Origin of the sequence: Gordonibacter pamelaeae (assembly GCF_003340385.1) — a bacterium.
Classification (GTDB): Bacteria; Actinomycetota; Coriobacteriia; order Coriobacteriales; family Eggerthellaceae; genus Gordonibacter; species Gordonibacter pamelaeae.
The window spans coordinates 15,568-33,310 of the sequence record NZ_PPTS01000011.1 but is presented as its reverse complement, the minus strand read 5'-3'; the positions used below and the strand labels follow the sequence as shown (position 1 = coordinate 33,310).

Here is a 17,743-nt window from a genome sequence, read left to right as displayed (position 1 = left end):
TTCCTAAAGCGCCCATTCGGCGCTCTGGCGCTGAAGGCCCACCATGCGCGCGAAGAGCCCTTCGCGCGCCATGAGGTCCGAAGGCGCACCCTGCTCGACCACGCGTCCGCCTTCGAGCACCACCACCTTGTCGGCCGCCTCCACCGTGCGCATGCGGTGCGCGATCACGACGACGGTCTTGCCCGCCAGAAGGCGCGAGAGGGCATCCTGCACGCGCGTCTCGTTCTCCACGTCCAAGCTCGCCGTCGCCTCGTCGAGGAGCACGATAGGTGCATCCTTCAGGAGGGCGCGCGCGATGGAGATGCGCTGGCGCTCGCCCCCCGAGAGCCGTGCGCCGTTCTCGCCGATCAAGGTGTCATAGCCCTCGGGCATGCGTCGCACGAACTCGTCGCAGTTCGCAGCACGCGCTGCGGCGAGCACCTCCTCGTCGCTCGCGCCGCGGCGCCCCAGGCGGATATTGCCCGCAACGGTGTCATCGAAGAGCACCACGTCTTGGAACACCACTGAGAAGTCGCGCAGCAGCACCTCCGGATCGACTGAGGAAACGTCGACGCCGCCCACTCTCACATGCCCGTCCTCGGCGTCCCACAGGCGCGCTGCCAGCCGCGCGCAGGTGGACTTGCCCGATCCGGAGGGTCCCACGAGCGCCGTAACCTCGCCCTCCTTCGCCGTGAAGCTCACGCCGTCGAGCACCTTCTCGCCGCCGCCGTACGAGAAGGACACGCCCTCGAAGACCACGTCGTGGCCGGCGGGCGTATATTCCTGCGAGCCCTGGGCGAGGGGCTCCTCGTAGAAGCTCCTCATGCGCGCGCTCGCGGTCTTCGCGGCGAACAGCTCGGCGATGAGCATGAGGCACTGGTCGAACGGGGCGTAGATGCGCGACACGACCAGAAGGAAGCAGAACAGCGTCATGAAGCTGCACGAGCCGTCCAGGATGAGCGCGGCTCCCGCGAGGATCGTGGTGGCGATGCCCAGCCTGAGCACCACCTGGGCGCCGTTCACGCAGACGCCGGTCGCCAGCTCGCTTTTCACAGCCTGGGCCTCTGCCGCGTCGATGTCCGCCCGGATGCCGTCGAGGTAGCGCTCCTCCTGGTTGGTAGCCCGCACCTCGCGCACGCACTCGAGCGCCTCCTGGATGTCCTCGGAGACCGCGAGTGCCTTCATGCGCGTCGCCTTCATCAGAGGGGCGAGGAACCTGCGGGACGCGAACAGCAGCGCCAGCGCCACCGGCGCGCTCCACAGCGCCGCGACGGCGAGCCTCCAGTCCATCGCCAGCAGGCAGACCGCCGCGACGCCCAGCACGATGTAGGCGCCATAGAGCTCCGGCAGCACATGGCTGTAGGCATGCTCGATGGTCTTGACGTCGCCCATGATGGTCTCGGTGAGGTCGGCCAGGTCGCGCCGACCGAAGAACGACTGCGGCAGTTTGCGCAGGCGCTCGGCAAGGCCGATGCGCTGCCGGCCGCTCTCCTTGTAGATGACGCCGTACTGGTAGTAGTAGGCGAAGTACTCGGTGACGAACAGCGCGGCGATGAACGCGGTGAGGCCCGCCAGATATGGGATGACGTCCGGCAGCGGCGCGCCGCCCACGAGATGGTCGGCGAACGCGCCCATCGCCATGAAGATGATTCCCACACCGCCGAACACCGCGATGTTGGACACCGCGGTCCACGCCGCGCCCAGTTTGACGTTGCGCACGCCCTCGTCGGTGAGTCCGTACTTCTCCCTGATCGACATCATGCCACCTCCGCAGACGTAATCTTCCAATCGGCCGCCTTCTGGTAGTCGGACCACATGCGCGCGTACAGGCCCCCTGCGGCCAGCAGCTCGTCGTGGGTCCCCTGCTCGGCGACGCGCCCTTCGTCCAGGACGACGATGCGGTCGGCGTTGCGCACCGTGGACAGGCGGTGGGCGATCATGAGCACCGTGCGCCCCCGCGCCAGCTCGGCGAACGCCTTCTGGATGAGTGCCTCGTTCTCGGGATCGGCGAAGGCCGTCGCCTCGTCGAGCACCACCACGTCGGCGTCCTTCAGGATGGCCCGCGCCAGCATGAGGCGCTGCACCTCGCCGCCGGAAAGGTGCGCTCCGCAGGCGCCGTACGGGGTGTCCACGCCGTTCGGAAGCTTGGCCACGACGTCGTCGCACTGCGCCGCGCGCAGCGCCGCCATGACCTCCCCGCGCGTCGCATCGGGCCGCGCGGCGCGGACGTTCTCAAGAATCGTCTGCTTGAACAGCCGGTTCGCCTGAAACACGAACGCCACCCGGTCCATGAGGTCGTGCGGGTCCATCTCGCGCACGTCCACCCCGCCCACAAGCACGCGCCCGCCGTCGGCGTCCCAGAACCGGGGCACCAGGCTTGCCGCCGTGGTCTTGCCGCCGCCCGAGGGGCCCACGAGCGCCACGGTCGCGCCCGCCGGCACCTCGAAGCTCACGTGGGAGAGCGCGGGCGCGTCCGTCCCCTCGTAGGCGAAGCTCACATCGTCGAACACGACGGAGTTGCCGTCCGGTGCCTTGGGGTGCTCGGGCGCGGAGATCACGGGAGCTGCAAGGACGTCCTCGACGCGGGTAATGGCGTCGGCGGCCGATTGCGCGGCCTCGGACATGAACATCACGCGCGTCATCGCGGTAGGGATGACCGCCGAGAAGATGGCATAGAACGCGAAGTTTGCCAAAAACGATCCGAAATCCCCCTCGCCGGGAGCCAGCAGGATGGCGGTCGGCACCAGGAACAACGCCACGCCGTTGATGAAGGTGAGGGAGAGCGACTGAGGCACCTGGCACCACTTGATAGCGTAGTCCTGCGCCAGTACGGTGAACTCCCTTATCGCGTCGTGGAAGGCCTTGAACGAGTAGACGGTCTGCTGGAACACCTTCACGACGGGGATCCCGCGCACGTACTCGGTCCCCGCCTTGTTCATTTTGACGAGCGACTCCATGTACCTGGACATGAACTCCATGCCGCGTCCGCTCATCATGCGGGCCATGCAGCATACCGAGAGGACTACCGGAGCGAGGCAGGCAAGGCCCAGCCGCCAGTCGAACGCGAAGAACAGCGCGAGCATGCCAACGACCATGGCGATCGACCCCGCCGTGTCGGGCAGCTTGTGCGCGAGAAGCCCCTCCGTCTCCGCCGCGCACCCGTCGACCACGCGCCTGAGCGCCCCCGACGCGTGCGAGTCGAAGTACCCGAGCGACGCGTGCATCAGGCGCTCGACGGCGCGCTTGCGCATGTTCGACGCGCAACGGAACGCCGCCAGGTGCGTGCACATGAGACCGGCGAAATACAGGGCGATGCTGAGCGCGCCGAACGCGAGCGCCCACCACCCGTACGCGGCGATCCCTGTCGCAGCGCTCCAGTCAGGCGCCGCCGCGATCAGGTCGCGCGCCACCAGCCAGATGCACACGTACGGGCCGAAGCCCGCCAGCATCGAGGCGGCGGACAGGGCGCAGCCCAGGTACGTAAGGGCCTTGCGCGGCCCTGCGAAGTCGAGCAGTCTCGCCACAGCCCCTCTCTTCTTGGGAGAAACGTCTTTCTCCATGGACACCTCCGTATCGCTTGCTTGCGTGCGCGATCTCCGGAAACGGATCCCGTCGTCCATCGACCGCGCTTGATTGTTAGATTTAGGTAACTTACTATGGAGAGCAGCCGCGATCCGGCACGGAGGGAAAGCGGCGACGCTCTCGAAACGAACCGCGACGAACGCGAAACAACGGAAGGAGGCGGACGGCGGGAATGGGCGATCTCGGCAAGATGGTGCCCGATGCCCTGCGCACCTTCATCGAGCCCCAGATAGAGCAGCTGTCGATGACGATGGAGCCGCTGCGCTGCGGAGTGTACGGAACGGTGCCGAAGGAGGTCGGCGAGGGCTTCCTATGGGCAGCCCCCATCGGAGACGACTGCCTCGTCGCCGTGCATTCCCTCCGGCTGGGATCCCCCCTCGTCCTCGAGGAGCGACCGACCGACTTCTCCTGCATCTTCTCGGGGTCGCGCGCGACGCTCCTCTCGCTTCCGGAGCGCCCTCCCCGCCCCCCCTCGGAACGCGAGAACCTCGCGGCGTTCTCCCAGGCGGGGGGAGTGACGCGCTGCGCTCTGCAGGCGGGGGCGCTCTACGAGTCGACGAGCATAACCTACACCCCGGAATGCCTCGACCGGCTTCGAAAGGCCTTCCCCGGCGACTTCGACGACGTGGACGAGGCGATGCGGTCGTTCGACCCCGCGAGCGCCCCTGCGGAGATGCTCTCCGTCCTCAGGTCGTTCACCCCCGCTCGTGCGGCGCTCCCCGGCGCGGCGGCGTACTTCCACGCCAAGGCGCTCGAGGCGATAGCCGCCCTCTCCATGCGCCCCGGCCCCGCCGCCCCGAAGGCCAGGCGGGAGGACCGAGAGCTCGTCGAACAGGCCGAGGCGGTTATGTCGGCGCGCCTCTCTGAGCGGCTCACCGCGGAGTCCATCGCGGGCGAGCTGTTCGTGAGCCGCTCGCGGCTCTGCGAGGCGTTCAGGCGCGTGCGAGGGTCGGGCGTCGCGGAAACCCTCAGGAAGGAGCGCATGGACGCCGCCTGCCGGCTCCTCTCCGCCGGGGGCGCGCATATCGCCGACGTGGCGCGCGCGGTGGGGTATGCGCGATCGTCCTCGTTCGACGAGGCGTTCCGTCGCGAGTTCGGATGTTCCCCCGCACAGTGGCGGCAAGACGCCGTGTAGGGGCGCATTGTCCACCACGCGGGCGGGACCGTCCGAAAGAGGCGCGGCTTTTCGGAGCATGCCCGGCCGCTCGGAGTTGCGCGCCTTCTTGGTTCCGTCACAATGGCGCATAGTTTCATAAAGCTAACTATTTAGACGGAATGCGCAGGCGCCTGAGGCGCTCTGCGGGAAAGGACCCGACATGGCAAGCAGAGACACCGCATCCCCCGTCACCGCGAAGGCGGGCGGCAGGCTCGCCGGCAAGGACCTCATCAACATCGGCATCTTCACGGCGATCTACTTCGTCGTCGTGTTCGCAGTGGCGTGCCTCGGGTTCGTTCCCATCCTCATGGCGGCGATCTGCGGCATCATCCCTCTTGTCGCCGGCATCCCCTACATGCTCTTCCTCACGCGCGCCCGGAAGTTCGGTATGGTCACGATCCTGGGGCTGCTTACCGGCATCATCATGTTCATCACCGGCATGGGGTACTTCTCCATCGCCACCGGCCTTATCTGCGGGCTCGTCGCCGACCTTATCTGGAAGTCGGGCGGGTACGCCTCCTCGTCACGCGCAGTCCTGTCTCACGGCGTGTTCAGCTGCTGGATCATCGGCAACTTCCTGCCGTTCCTCGTCACCGCAGACGCGTACCTGCCCACCGTCCGCGCGCAGTACGGCGACGCCTACGTCGACGAGCTCATGACCTACCTGCAGCCGGAGATGTACCCGGTGCTGCTCGTCGCCTGTTTCGTCACGGGCATCATCGGCGGCTTCATCGGGCGTGCCGTCCTGAAGAAGCACTTCAAGCGTGCGGGAATCGCGTAGTTCCTCGGAAGGGGCGGGTTGTCCATGGAGTTTTTGCAATCAGGCGCTGGCGAGCGCACGGTGAGGCTCGATCCGCGCACGAAGATCGTGCTGCTGTTCGCCGTCTCGACGGTGCTTCTGCTCGGCGGCAACGGGCCGGCGATGTTCGCGGTGCGCACGGCGATGCTCCTGTTCCCGTTCGCTCTGCTCGCGGTGTCGGGCCGCGTGCGCGCCGCCGCGCTCATGCTTGCGGCGTACCTTGGCACCTACGCGCTCGCCGTCTTCGCCGTCCCCGTGCTCACGGGCGTCGCGAACGCGGTCGTCATGGCGAGCGCGACCGTGGTGTCGCGCTTCGTGCCCACGCTTGCGCTCGCGTACTTCGTATTCGCCACAACGACGGTGTCCGAGTTCATGGCCGCGATGGCCCGCATACGCATGCCGGACTGGATCACCATCCCGCTTTCCGTGCTGTTCCGTTTCTTTCCCACCCTCGGCGAGGAGGCGCGCGCGATCGGCGCTGCCATGCGCATGCGAGGCATCTCCCCTCTGCGCAACGGCACCGCCTTCCTCGAGTGTGCCCTCGTCCCGCTCATGAGCTGCGCGGTGTCGATCGGCGAGGACCTGTCCGCTGCCGCTCTCGCCCGCGGGCTCGGCGGGCCTGCGAAGAGGACGAATGTCTGCTCCATCGGGTTCGGGGTGGCGGATGTCGCGGCGCTCGCCGTGTCGATCGCCGCGACGGCGGCGCTCGCGGCAAGCCTTGTACTTCCCGGAGCGATCGCGTGAGCGGCGGCGCTCGCAGGGGCGAGCCCGCGCTCCTCATGGACGACGTGTCGTTCTCCTATGCGGGCGGGCGCAGCGGCGCAGGCGTCGCTGGCATCTCCCTTTCTCTTCGCGCCGGGGAGGTCGCGCTTCTGTGCGGGCGCTCCGGCTGCGGCAAGACCACCGTCACGCGCCTCGCGAACGGGCTCGCCCCGCATTTCTACGAGGGAACCGGAACCGGCGCCGTGCGCGTGTGCGGGCTCGACGTGACGCATGCGGAGCTCTGGGAAACCGCACGCCTCGTCGGAAGCGTGTTCCAGAACCCGAAAAGCCAATTCTACAACGTCGACGTCCGCGGCGAGGTCGCGTTCGGGTGCGAGAACCTGGGGTTCGATCCCGCCGATATCGAGCAGCGAGTGTTCGCCGCATCACGCGCGTTCGACCTCGAGCCTTTGCTCGACGCAAGCCTCTTCGTTCTCTCGGGCGGGCAGAAGCAACGCGTGGCGTGCGCGAGCGCCGCGGCGACATCGCCCAGGCTCATCGTGCTCGACGAGCCGTCGTCCAACCTCGACTTCGAAACGATCGCCCGGCTTCGCGCGGCGATCGCGCGCTGGAAGGAGCAGGGGACGGCGGTGCTTGTCGCCGAACACCGCATACACTACCTCGACGGCCTTGCCGACCAGGTAATCTACCTTGACGAAGGATGCGTCGCGCATCGGTGGAGCGGCGAGGAGTTCGCACGTCTCGACGACGCCGAGCGCGTGCGGCTCGGTCTGCGGGCGCGCAGCGTCGCCGACGCGCTCCGGTTCCCCGAGAGCGCGAGGTGCGCGAGCTCCGTTCTGCGCCGCCCCGGCGACGCGTCCGCCGATCAGACGCCGCGCAAGTTGCCGGAGCCCGAAACGCCCCCTATCCGCTTTGAGAACCTGACAGCGGAATACCGGAAAAACGGCATATTCGCGCGCGCCCTCGACGTGCCGTCGCTCGAGCTGCCTCGGACAAGCGTCACCGCGCTTATCGGTCCATGCGGCGCCGGCAAGTCCACCTTCGCCGAAGCCGTCTGCGGCCTCAACCGATGCGGCGGCCTGGTGAAGATCGACGGCGCGCTCCTGAAAAGGCGCAGCCGACAGCGCCGATGCTTCATGGTCATGCAGGACGTGAACCACCAGCTGTTCGCGGAAAGCGTGCTCGACGAGGTGCTGCTCGGCATGATGGGCGACGGCCGCGAGCAGCGCGCGCTCGATATCCTGCGCGACCTCGATCTCGACGAGCTCGCGCAGGCCCATCCCCTCTCGCTGTCGGGTGGGCAGCGCCAGCGTGTCGCGATCGCACAGGCGCTCGCCACCGACCGCCCCCTCATAGTCTACGACGAGCCCACAAGCGGCCTCGACCTTTCCCACATGCGCCAGGTTGCCGAAACCATTCGCCACGTGCGCGACCGTGGCGCCGCGCAGATCGTCATCACGCACGATCCGGAGCTCGTGCTCTCGTGCTGCACGCATGTTGCGGCGATGGAGGGCGGGCGCGTTGCGGACGTGTTCCCGCTCTGCGAGGAGACTGTCGGCAGGCTCGCCAGCCTCTTTCTCGCGCGCGAGCGCGCCGGCCAGAGCCCGGCAATGGAAGGGCGCCCTGCCTCCTCGCCCCAGCAAGCGGAAAGGACACTTTCGTGACCGTGCTTGACATCCTCGCCAAGCGAAACGCCGACAAGCTGCGCGCCGTCGAAGCGGACGGCGCGTCCGTACGCTACCACTTGCGCATGCGAGACGGCGTCGTGGGCATCATCGATGCGTTCGAGCTGTTCGACGGCGTGTCCCTCATGTTTAACAGCATTCCCCGGGGAACCGCCGAATGGGACGACAGAGAGCCCTGCGAGCTCCAGATCGACTGGTGCCGGCGCGGGCGGTTCGAGCTCGATGCCGCAAACGGGCGGGCGATCCGCCTCAACGAAGGCGAGCTCGCCTTCCACGACGAGCGCGTCCTCAAGCGCGTCATGGCGTTCCCCTCGCCGCTGTACACGGGCCTTACGCTCAGGATCGACCGGTCGGTCGGGGCGGCGTCGCTCGAGCGCGCCCTTCACGGAAGAACAGTCGACCTCGACGGGCTCGCTCGCCGGCTCACGGGCGAGGACGGATGCACGGTCTGCGACCCCGACCCCTCCATGCGCGCGCTCCTCGGGTCGTTCTGGGACGTCGACGAACGGGCACCTCTCGCGCGGCTGCGGCTCAAGGCCCTCGAACTCGTCGCCCTCGTCGACGCGACGCCGAGCTTCGCCCCGCACGCCGAGAGCTACCAGCGAAGGAGCACAATCGAGTCGCTCGAGCGCAGCATGAGGCTCCTGGAGTCCGATCTCGAAAGCGCCGTGACGCTGCGCGACGCGGCGAACGCGGCCGACATGAGCGTCTCGTCCTTCAAGGAGCGGTTCGTCCGGGCGTTTGGGATCTCGCCCATGGCGTACCGGCGCCAGTGCCGTCTCGAGTGCGCCGCGCGCTTGCTCGAGACCACGGGGGAGAGCGTCGCTCGGATCGCGCTTTCGGTCGGGTACCGCAACCCGAGCAAGTTCTCCGCCGCCTTCGCATCGGCCTTTTCGCACTCGCCATCGGAGCACCGGGCACTGCATCGGGACGGCGAACGGGGGCATGGACGAATCAATCCAACAGCATAGAGGGCTTCCGAGCCGCATCTGAATATAGGCGCAGCGTTTCTCATGCCGGACCGAATTCGATTACCGATCGCGCTTTCCAGACCGCAAAGAGACCGTGATGGAACCGCCCTTCTCGATGGTATGCCGCGGATCGTCTTGAACGCCGCAACAGAGCCCCTCGCAAGGAGCTTCTGTCGCATCGCGTATGGATGCCTACCGGCGGACGCCTCGAGCTCTCATAGCGCCCACCTCGCGTTCTCGGTCTGCAGGCGTACCATACGGGCGAAGATGCCGTCTTTTGCCATGAGGTCGGCAGGGGCGCCCTGCTCGGCGACCCTGCCTCCGTCGAGCACGACCACGTGGTCGGCCGCCATGACGGTGCGCATGCGGTGAGCGATGACGATGACGGTCTTGCCCGCGAGCAGGCGGCCAAGCGCGTCTTGCACCTCGGTCTCGTTTTCCACGTCGAGGGAGGCAGTCGCCTCGTCGAGGAGCACTACCGGCGCATCCTTCAAGAGCGCCCGCGCGATCGAAATGCGCTGACGCTCTCCGCCAGAGAGCCGCGCGCCATTCTCTCCGATCCGCGTGGCGTAACCCTGGGGCAGGCGCGAGACGAAGCTGTCGCAGTTGGCCGCCCGTGCGGCGGCGAAGACCTCCTCGTCGGACGCCCCCTCTCTTCCGATTCGGATGTTGTCCATGACCGTCTCGTCGAAAAGGGCCACGTCCTGGAACACCACCGAGAAGTCGGCGAGCAGGGCCTCGGGGTCTATTCCCGCCGCGTCTACGCCGCCCACGGTCACGCGCCCCGCATCCGGATCCCAAAAACGGCACGCGAGCTTCGCGCAGGTCGACTTGCCGGAGCCGGACGGCCCGACGAGAGCCGTGACCTCGTCCTCCTTCGCCGTGAACGTCACGTGCGCAAGCACTGGCTCGTCCGTGCCGCCATAGGAAAACGACACGTCTTCGAACGCGACATCATGACCGATCGGGCAGAAGTCGCTCGAGCCCGTCATGGGGCGTTCCTCGGCGAGTGAGTTCGTGCGACGGATGGAGTGGCGCATCTCCATGAGCTCAACGCTCGATTGGAGCACGACGTTGATGGGGTCGTAAACGCGCGTGACGACGAGAAGGAACGCGAAATAGATGAGGAAGTCCACGTCGCCCGACAAGAGGAGCGCCGCCCCCCCGAGAACGGTCGTGGCGATGCCGAGCTTGAGGAACGCCTGGCCGGACGAGATCATCGCGCCCGTGGCGAGCTCTGATGCCACCTGCGCCCGCTCGAACCCGAAGAGCTTCTCGCGCAGGTCGGCGAGAAATACGCTCGACCGATTCGTCGCGCGGATTTCTCGCACGCAGTCGAGGTATTCCTGCACGCTTTCGACCATCTCGAGACGTCGCACCTCCTTCTCTTCGACTTTTCGGCGGGTAGATCTGCTAGCCGCCGCCATGATCGCCGTCGCGACTGGCAGCGGCCAGAACGCTGCGATGCCCAAGCGCCAATCGAAGGCGATTGCGCCGACGACGACGATGGCACTCGATATGCCCGTGCCGAACAGCTGGGGCACTACATGCATGAACAGCCGCTCCTGGTCGGCGCAGTCCTTCATGATGGTGTTCGTGAGGTCGGACAGATCGCGCTTGCCGAAGAACGACAGCGGGAGCATCCTCAGGTGCTCGGCGATGCCTTCGCGTTTGCGGGCGCTTTCCTCGTAGACGGGGCCGTATGTGCTCTTGTATTCGAGTAGCTGCGTGACAGCGACGAGGGCCAGCACGAGGAGGACCGCTGCGAGATACGGCGCCAGCGCCGGCAAAGGCGCTCCGAACTCAAGATGCGCCATGAGATCGCGTACGAGAAGGAGCAGGATGCACATCGGGGCCATAAGCACGAGGTTCGCGATCGCGCAGGAGAGCACGCCGCGCTTGAACGTACGCCAGCCCCGATCGGTGAGCCCGAGCGTCCTACGCAACATGATCGGCCCCCTTTCCGGCGATCCGCCACGAAACGCTCGTGCGGTAGTCATCCCACATCCTCGCATAGAGGCCGCCCGCCTTCGCGAGTTCGGCATGCGTGCCCTGTTCAGCGACTCTCCCTTCGTCGAGAACGCAGATCGCGTCGGCGTCCATCACGGTTGTGAGCCGATGCGCGATCATGAGCACCGTCTTGCCCCTTGCGAGCGTGGCGAGCGCCTTTTGGATGAGCGCCTCGTTTTCCGGGTCGGCGAAGGCGGTCGCCTCATCGAGCACGACGATAGGCGCGTCTTTGAGGATCGCGCGCGCGAGCGCGATGCGTTGGCGCTCTCCGCCTGAAAGGTAAACGCCGCGTGCGCCCACTACCGTGTCAAGTCCGTCGGGGAACTTGGCGATGATGTCGTCGCATTGAGCGGCGCGCGCAGCCGCCTCCACTTCTGATTGCGTCGCGTCGGGGCGGGCGGCGCGGATGTTGTCGGCGAGGCTCCGTTTGAACAGCCGGTCGTTTTGGAACACAAACGCGACCCGGTCCATGAGGTCGGAAAGCGGGATGTTGCGCACGTCGACGCCGCCGATGCGGACGGCGCCTTCGCATGGGTCCCAAAACCGCGGCACGAGGCTAGCTGCCGTTGTCTTGCCGCCCCCGCTCGGTCCGACGAGCGCCACGGTGGCGCCTGCCGGCACGCGCAGGTTCACGTCCGAAAGCGCCGGAGCATCGGCGCCGGGGTAGGAGAACGTTACATGGTCGAACTCGATCGAGTCGTCTGCCGGCACGGCGGCCTGCACAGGGTCGGCATCTGCCATGACGGGCGCGTCGAGGATGCGCTCGATGCGCATGACGGCGTCCTGGGCTTCGGTGAGCGCCTGCGAGGCGTACATCACCTTCGTCATCATCATGGTTGTAAGCGCGGAAAACACGACGTAGAACAGGAAGTCGGAGAGAAACGCCGGGAAATCCCCCGTATTCCGCGCAATCAGGATGCCCGCCGGTACGAGCATGGCGAACGTGCCGTTGATCGCCACGAGCTGCGCCACCTGCGGCGGCGTGCAGAGGCGCACGTAAGCGCTTGCGAACTCGCGGTAGGCGCGTATCGACTCCCGGAAAGTGGAAAACGAGCGCACCGTCTGCTGAAACACCTTCACGACGGGGATTCCGCGCACGTACTCGACCGCCCCCTTGTTCATGCGGTCGAGCGCATCTTGGTAGTTCTTCATGAACGTCATCATGCTCGTGTTCTCGTCGTCTCCGCCGCCGGCCATCATCCAGAGCATGCACGCGGCGGACACGATGATGGGCACGAGGCACAGCAGCCCCATCACCCAGTCGATTGCGAACATAACGACGAGATACGCTACGGGCGCGGCAAGCGCACCCACGAAGTCGGGGAAACGATGCGCGAGCACACCCTCGGTGAGACCGGTCGCGCCCTCGATGACTCGGCGCAGCTCGCCTGTGGCGTGCGTGTCGAAGTATCCGAGCGGCGCACGTGAGAGATGTTCGAGCGCCGCTGCGCGCATGTTCGTCGCCGTGCGAAACGCCGCGATGTGCGTGCACATAAGCGCCGCGAAATAAATGGCGAGACCGGCGAGGGCGAATGCGAGCGCCGCGACGCCGTAGCCCGCCACGCCTGGAACCGCCGACCAGTCCGGAGCCGCCGCGATTAGGTCCCGCAGAACGAACCACACGCACACGAGCGTCGCGATGGAGCAAAGCGCGTTTACGCCCGACAGCACACATCCGACGATTGTGAACTTTCCGTAGCCGCCCGAGAAACCGAGCAGCCTCATGATGGGGCTGCGCCGGCGCGCCGCGGGCGCGCTCCGTCCTCGTATCCCTTCCATGCTACCTCTTCCAGTGCCTCGATGAATGTTATCCATATGAAACAATATAACGATTCACCGGAAATATCCTCCTTTAACAATGCATGCGAACGATTTAGCAAAAAAAGAAAGCCGCCGCTCCGAAAAGGAGGCGACGGCTTGAGAAAAAGCGTCCGCTACGCGGCGATGCGGGCAAAATGCTTGCTGAATACTTTCGATCCGAGAATGCCGCCGATGATGGGGCCGATGACGCACAGAACGCCCGCCACGACAATGAGGGGGCTCTGCATGAACCCGACAAGCGTTTCCCCGTATTCGCGGCTCATGCCCGACTGGACCACCATGTCGACGTAGGAACCGCCTGCGAGAAACACCATCGACTCCTGTCCGAGCCAGAAGCACAGCGTCCACACCGCGAACGCCGCGATGACCGCCACCTTCGACCTCTTGCCCGCCGCCATGACGATCTCCGCCAGCGCGCCGCCCACGACGATGCCCGCAGGACCCGTCCAGAGCATGCCGAGCAGCAGGCCCACGATTGCCACGATGATCGACATGATGGCCGTCGCACCCGGCTTCGGTACGCGCGCGGCAAGGTACATCCACACGATGCCGCCCGGAATCGCGCCGATGGCGTGCGTGAACCAGAACGTGTTCGCATTCATTCCGAGGACCATCGCGAAGACGAAGAACACGATGAAGAGCAGAAGCCCGAAGATCGCGATGAAGATAAAGTCCTTGCCCTGAAGCTTTGCGCTCCCTTGGGCCGATGCCGCCGTTACCATGTGAAACGTCTCCTTTCGTGAGGCAGTTGATACCGATGGGGGCGGCGCAGCGGAAAACGTCTCCCGCTGCGCGACGAAGAGCGTCCGCGCTGCGCGGTCAGTCGAACCCGAACAGGACTCGGGCGCGGGGCGCGGTCGACGGAGTGAGGTCGAAGCGCTCCGCGATGCGGCCGTTTTCGAAATGAGCGATCTCCTCGCACGTGGCGCACGCGAACTCGAAGTCGTGCGTGATGACGACGATGCAGCGCCCTGCCTCCTTGAGCCGGTCGATCTCGGCAGCGATGCGCTCCATGTTCGCGAGGTCGAGACCGCTCGTCGGCTCGTCGAGCACGAGTACGCGCGACCCCTGCAGCGACCCTGCGGCAATGGCGAGCCGCTGACGCTGTCCGCCCGAGAGGGAGAGCGGGTGCCGACCGCGCAGCTCCTCGAGGCCGAAACGCTCGAGCGCAGCTTCAATGAGGGCTGATTCCGATTCCAAGGAGCCCTCGGCCGCCCCTTCCTTCGTGTCCGGCGCCTCGCGCACGCGCCGTGCCTGAAGCGCGAGGCGAAGCTCGCCTTCCACTGTGTCGCTGAACAGCTGGTAGCCGCTCTCCTGCATGCCGAGGAACACGCGGCCCGCGCGCTTGCGGGGGTCGAGCGCCTCGCCTTCGATGAGAATCTCGCCCGCCGTCTCCGCATGGAGGCCCGCAAGGCAACGTGCAAATGTCGTCTTGCCGGCCCCGTTCCGCCCGACAAGCGCCACCGCGCGTCCGGCTTCCGCATCGAAATCGCAGCCGTCCACGACGAGGCGTCCTCTCCTGCCGTAGCGGGCTTCAAGACCGCGCACGACGAGCGCCGGGACGCGCCGTGCGGAATCGCCCGAACCTTCGCATGCCGCGCCCGTTGCGCACGGCTCTACCTGCCTGATATCCCACGCGCGCAGCCCAAGCCTCCTGCGCTCCTCTGCGGGCATTAGCGTGAACTCCTCGGAGGTCATCTCCTCCACGATCGTTCCATCACGCATGAGCACGACGCGGTCCGCCACCCCCCGCAGCCACCACAGACGGTGCTCGGCGACGATGACCGTCTTTCCCGTCGCCTTGAGCCGCGAGACCGCTTCGCGTAGACGCATCATCGCGCGCACGTCGAGCGCGGCGGTGGGTTCGTCGAGCACGAACGCGGAGGGCTCCATGGCGTGGACCGAGGCGACGGCGACGAGCTGCTTCTCGCCTCCTGAGAGCGCCCGGATGTCGCGTTCGAGCAGATGTTCTACGCCCAAAGCGCGCGTCGCCGACGCGATGCGGCGGGCGATCTCGTCGCGGGGTACGCCCATGTTCTCGCAGCCGAAGGCGATCTCGGAAGTGGTGTCGAGATTGAAGAACTGGCTGCGGGGGTTTTGGAACACGCTGCCCACCGCACACGACAGGTCGTCCATCTCCCAATCCGCGACAGCACGGCCGAATACGTACACTCCGCCTTCCGTCGTGCCGGCATACACGGCGGGTATAAGCCCGTTCACCATGCGGGCAAGCGTCGTCTTGCCGCAGCCTGACGGCCCCGTCACGACAACGCATTCGCCCTCGCGCTGCGCGAAAGACACCCCGTGCGCCGACGCAGCTCCCTTGGCGGCCGCGTAGGAGAATCCGGCCCCCCGAAACTCGATGGCGACGCTGTTCGAGCTCATGCGATCACCCCGAGCTTCGAGAGAAGAAGGGCCGTCGCCGCCGTCTCGAATAGCCCCAAAAAGACGATGTCTGCCGCCCGCAGGCGCAAGTCGTAATACGACGTGCGCGGCCGAGCCGAGTCCATGCCGCGCACGATCGCGGCGTTCGACAGCTCGTCTGCGACGATCGACAGCCTGCTCATGACGGGCACAAGTAGGTTCTCCATGGTTCTCACCGGCTGCGTGACGACAGATTTCGGCGTAATTGCCATGCCGCGCACTCGCAGAGCCTCGGCAACCGCACGGAACTCGCCCGCCATCGTCGGGAAAAAGCGCAGCGCGGTGCAAACCGCGATGATTCCGTGACGGGGCAGATGCGCGCGCTGGAGCGCACAGGCGAGTTCGCCCGCGCGCGTCGTCGCGATCATTGTGGAGGCAAACATACCAACGCAGAACACGCAGCGAACCATAACTATCATCGTCGCGAACGATGCGGCGACGCTGTTCGGGAACAAAAGAAACGCATACCCTGCTGCCATGACAACGACATAGGCGGCGCACCACTTCGCCGCCGACGCGACGCGCCCGCACCACACCGTCACCGCGGCGCAAAGCGCCACCATCGCGATCTGCCCGACAACGAGCCGCGGCGCGAACGCCGTGGCGTTGATGAGTACGAGGACGGCAAGAGAAACGCGCGGGTCAAGCCTTCGCGGCGACAGTGCGCCCTTCACGTTCGCCATCTCCTCATGCACGACACAGATGCTGCCACGCTTCCGTCCTTCCGACGCTGAAGAGAGCAGCGAGCTGCGACGGCCTTCCGATTCTGCCGGCATGCCGCTCCCTTGCGCCCTGATGATCTCCCCACTAGAATTAGCCATGGATAACATATTAACGATCGTGAGGCTTTCCCGGCTTTTCAAGCGCCATTTCGACGATCCAGCCGAAAACAGGTCGATCATGCCGAAACGACGGGAGACGCCGCCGGAAGCGGAGGGTGCGGAACGTGCGCAGCGAAACGATGTCTGATAATCGGGGCCAGGCCGGGCGAAAAGCCGCGACGGACTCCAAATGCGGAATTGAATCGATCTTTCTCCCCCAGATATCGGATATGCATGGCATTGAAGAGGAAGGCGGCGGGGGACGCGAATGCGGGCGGGCTTGGACGGTCGATCCCGCATACGGGCGCGGGTCATACTGGTGTCTCGCGATAGACGACACGGCTGCGATCGCCGTGTTCGACCTCCTGTTCTCCGAAGCCGTGTCGTTCGGCGCCGTCGTGCCGAACTTCTTCTGCTTCGGCAGCTACGGGCGCAGCATGATCCCGTACTTCACGCCGCTTCTCGGAATCGAGGACGGGTGGGAAACGGGCACGCTGCTCGGCTACGCATGGCGAGCGGGCATGTGCCGCGAGGTCGTGCCGCCCGGAGAGCGCCTCACCGTCGCGAGCATCTCCCTCCTTCCCGAAGGCGCCACCCGGATGGCGCGCGCCATCGGCGCCGACCCGGTCTTGCTCACAGCGGCGATCGCGCGCCTCGACGGCGCGCACCGAGTACCCGAGCTGTCGCGTCTGTTCGATGAGGTCAAGGCGGCAAAGCCTTCGCGCACCGTCGCCGAGGCGTATTACCGCTGCAAGGTGATGGAGGCCTGCGCACTCGTCGTCAGCTGGCACGAGAAGAGCGAGCGGGGCGGCGCGCCCCAGATGCGAGCGGTCGACCGGACATCGTTCAACCTCGCCTGCGCCTTCGCTCGGGAGCATCTGGAGGACCCCATCGAGCTCGAGGACCTGTGCCGCGTCGCGTGCACGAGCCCGAGCAAGCTCGCAAGTCTGTTTCGCGACGCGGAGGGCACCACCCCCATGGGCTGGGTGCGCGATCGCCGCATGGAACGCGCCTGCGAGCTGCTGGCCGGCACCGACGAGCCGATCGCCGCGGTGTCGGCCAGCGTCGGATTCTCGCGGCAGGGCAGCTTTTCGGAAGCGTTCAAGGAGCGCTTCGGCGTGACCCCGAACCGCTACCGCATGCTCAACCAGAACAGGTAGGACGGAGCTTGCGCATGCGGCACGGCGCAGGATCCGCCGACGAGATCGGAGGCGAAAGGTCGCCGCTTAAGACCGCGCATGTCTTTCAGAGCGCCTACCGTGCAAACGTCCTCTCACCGTCCCTTTCGGGCGACGGCGAGGCACGCGGTCGGTCCCACCCGCCGCCAGCTCACGCCGTCGAACCACTTCCCCAGGATCTCCCTCATCTCCCTTTCCGAGTAGATGCGAACGTCCCCCTCGGCCGAATGGGGCAGCCAGGCGTTCATGACGGCCCTCGCCGGCGCCGGCTGCCAGACGTCCCCGACCACCAGGGCGCCGCCCGCCTTCAGGACCCGCCATGCCTGGAAAGCGGCGCGCTCCGGGTCCGGGTAGTGGTGGAAGGAGTCGTTGCACCACACGGCGTCGAACGAGCAGTCCTGGAAGGGGAGTCCCTCCGCGTCGCCGAGCACGAGCTCCGCCGACCCCCCGAGGCGCGCTCGCGCGGCGTCGAGCATATTGGGCGAGAGGTCGAAGCACGTGAGGGATGCGCCGGGGATCTTGCCGAGGACCAGGTCGGAGAGGGCCCCGTCCCGCATCCCAGATCGAGCAGGCGCGGGGCCGGGTTGCCTTCGA

At 66.5% G+C, this 17,743-nt stretch carries 14 protein-coding genes; 6 read left to right on the top strand and 8 right to left on the bottom strand.

Annotated elements, in window-relative coordinates; all coding sequences use genetic code 11:
• Window positions 1-3: 3 nt before the first annotated feature.
• Window positions 4-1,740 carry an ABC transporter ATP-binding protein gene (locus tag C1877_RS14275; RefSeq protein WP_181813864.1) on the bottom strand — a complete coding sequence of 579 codons (1,737 nt, stop codon included), beginning with the start codon at window positions 1,738-1,740 and terminating at the stop codon, window positions 4-6.
• Complete coding sequence (locus C1877_RS14270) at window positions 1,737-3,539, bottom strand: ABC transporter ATP-binding protein (RefSeq protein WP_181813863.1); 1,803 nt, start codon at window positions 3,537-3,539, stop codon at window positions 1,737-1,739. Before C1877_RS14270 ends, C1877_RS14275 begins: the two co-directional genes overlap by 4 nt.
• Window positions 3,540-3,733: 194 nt before the next feature.
• Here C1877_RS14270 and C1877_RS14265 point away from each other — a divergent pair, with 194 nt between their 5' ends.
• The 5 genes from C1877_RS14265 (at window position 3,734) to C1877_RS14245 (ending at window position 8,895) form a co-directional block, all read left to right on the top strand.
• Window positions 3,734-4,696: a helix-turn-helix transcriptional regulator gene (locus tag C1877_RS14265; protein WP_015539311.1), complete on the top strand. Its 963-nt coding sequence runs from the start codon at window positions 3,734-3,736 to the stop codon at window positions 4,694-4,696.
• A gap of 181 nt (window positions 4,697-4,877) precedes the next feature.
• The gene (locus C1877_RS14260; RefSeq protein ID WP_015539312.1) at window positions 4,878-5,498 is read left to right on the top strand and encodes an MptD family putative ECF transporter S component; all 621 of its coding nucleotides are present in this window, start codon (window positions 4,878-4,880) and stop codon (window positions 5,496-5,498) included.
• A 24-nt stretch (window positions 5,499-5,522) separates the two neighbouring features.
• A complete protein-coding gene (locus tag C1877_RS14255; protein ID WP_015539313.1) occupies window positions 5,523-6,260 on the top strand; it encodes an energy-coupling factor transporter transmembrane component T in 738 nt (245 codons plus the stop codon).
• 35 nt (window positions 6,261-6,295) lie between these two features.
• Window positions 6,296-7,903 (top strand): ABC transporter ATP-binding protein, encoded by a 1,608-nt coding sequence (locus C1877_RS14250; protein WP_083809261.1) that lies wholly within the window; start codon window positions 6,296-6,298, stop codon window positions 7,901-7,903.
• A complete protein-coding gene (locus C1877_RS14245) occupies window positions 7,900-8,895 on the top strand; it encodes a helix-turn-helix transcriptional regulator (protein WP_041239181.1) in 996 nt (331 codons plus the stop codon). The genes C1877_RS14250 and C1877_RS14245 overlap by 4 nt, the downstream gene beginning before the upstream one ends.
• A gap of 215 nt (window positions 8,896-9,110) precedes the next feature.
• Here C1877_RS14245 and C1877_RS14240 read toward each other — a convergent pair whose 3' ends face one another.
• From C1877_RS14240 to C1877_RS14220, 5 genes are all read right to left on the bottom strand, one after another.
• A complete protein-coding gene (locus C1877_RS14240) occupies window positions 9,111-10,844 on the bottom strand; it encodes an ABC transporter ATP-binding protein (protein WP_015539314.1) in 1,734 nt (577 codons plus the stop codon).
• Window positions 10,834-12,684 carry an ABC transporter ATP-binding protein gene (locus C1877_RS14235; RefSeq protein WP_049784036.1) on the bottom strand — a complete coding sequence of 617 codons (1,851 nt, stop codon included), beginning with the start codon at window positions 12,682-12,684 and terminating at the stop codon, window positions 10,834-10,836. Before C1877_RS14235 ends, C1877_RS14240 begins: the two co-directional genes overlap by 11 nt.
• Before the next feature lie 155 nt (window positions 12,685-12,839).
• Window positions 12,840-13,448, bottom strand: coding sequence for an MptD family putative ECF transporter S component (locus tag C1877_RS14230; protein WP_015539316.1), 609 nt, complete (start codon window positions 13,446-13,448; stop codon window positions 12,840-12,842).
• Window positions 13,449-13,545: 97 nt separating this feature from the next.
• Complete coding sequence (locus C1877_RS14225; protein WP_015539317.1) at window positions 13,546-15,111, bottom strand: ABC transporter ATP-binding protein; 1,566 nt, start codon at window positions 15,109-15,111, stop codon at window positions 13,546-13,548.
• Window positions 15,108-15,926 (bottom strand): energy-coupling factor transporter transmembrane component T family protein, encoded by an 819-nt coding sequence (locus tag C1877_RS14220; RefSeq protein ID WP_244909867.1) that lies wholly within the window; start codon window positions 15,924-15,926, stop codon window positions 15,108-15,110. Before C1877_RS14220 ends, C1877_RS14225 begins: the two co-directional genes overlap by 4 nt.
• Before the next feature lie 275 nt (window positions 15,927-16,201).
• Here C1877_RS14220 and C1877_RS14215 point away from each other — a divergent pair, with 275 nt between their 5' ends.
• Window positions 16,202-17,131 carry a helix-turn-helix transcriptional regulator gene (locus C1877_RS14215; RefSeq protein ID WP_167536608.1) on the top strand — a complete coding sequence of 310 codons (930 nt, stop codon included), beginning with the start codon at window positions 16,202-16,204 and terminating at the stop codon, window positions 17,129-17,131.
• A 113-nt stretch (window positions 17,132-17,244) separates the two neighbouring features.
• On the opposite strand, the gene C1877_RS14210 is transcribed toward C1877_RS14215, so the two are convergent.
• Window positions 17,245-17,706, bottom strand: coding sequence for a class I SAM-dependent methyltransferase (locus tag C1877_RS14210; RefSeq protein ID WP_015539319.1), 462 nt, complete (start codon window positions 17,704-17,706; stop codon window positions 17,245-17,247).
• Window positions 17,707-17,743 lie beyond the last annotated feature (37 nt).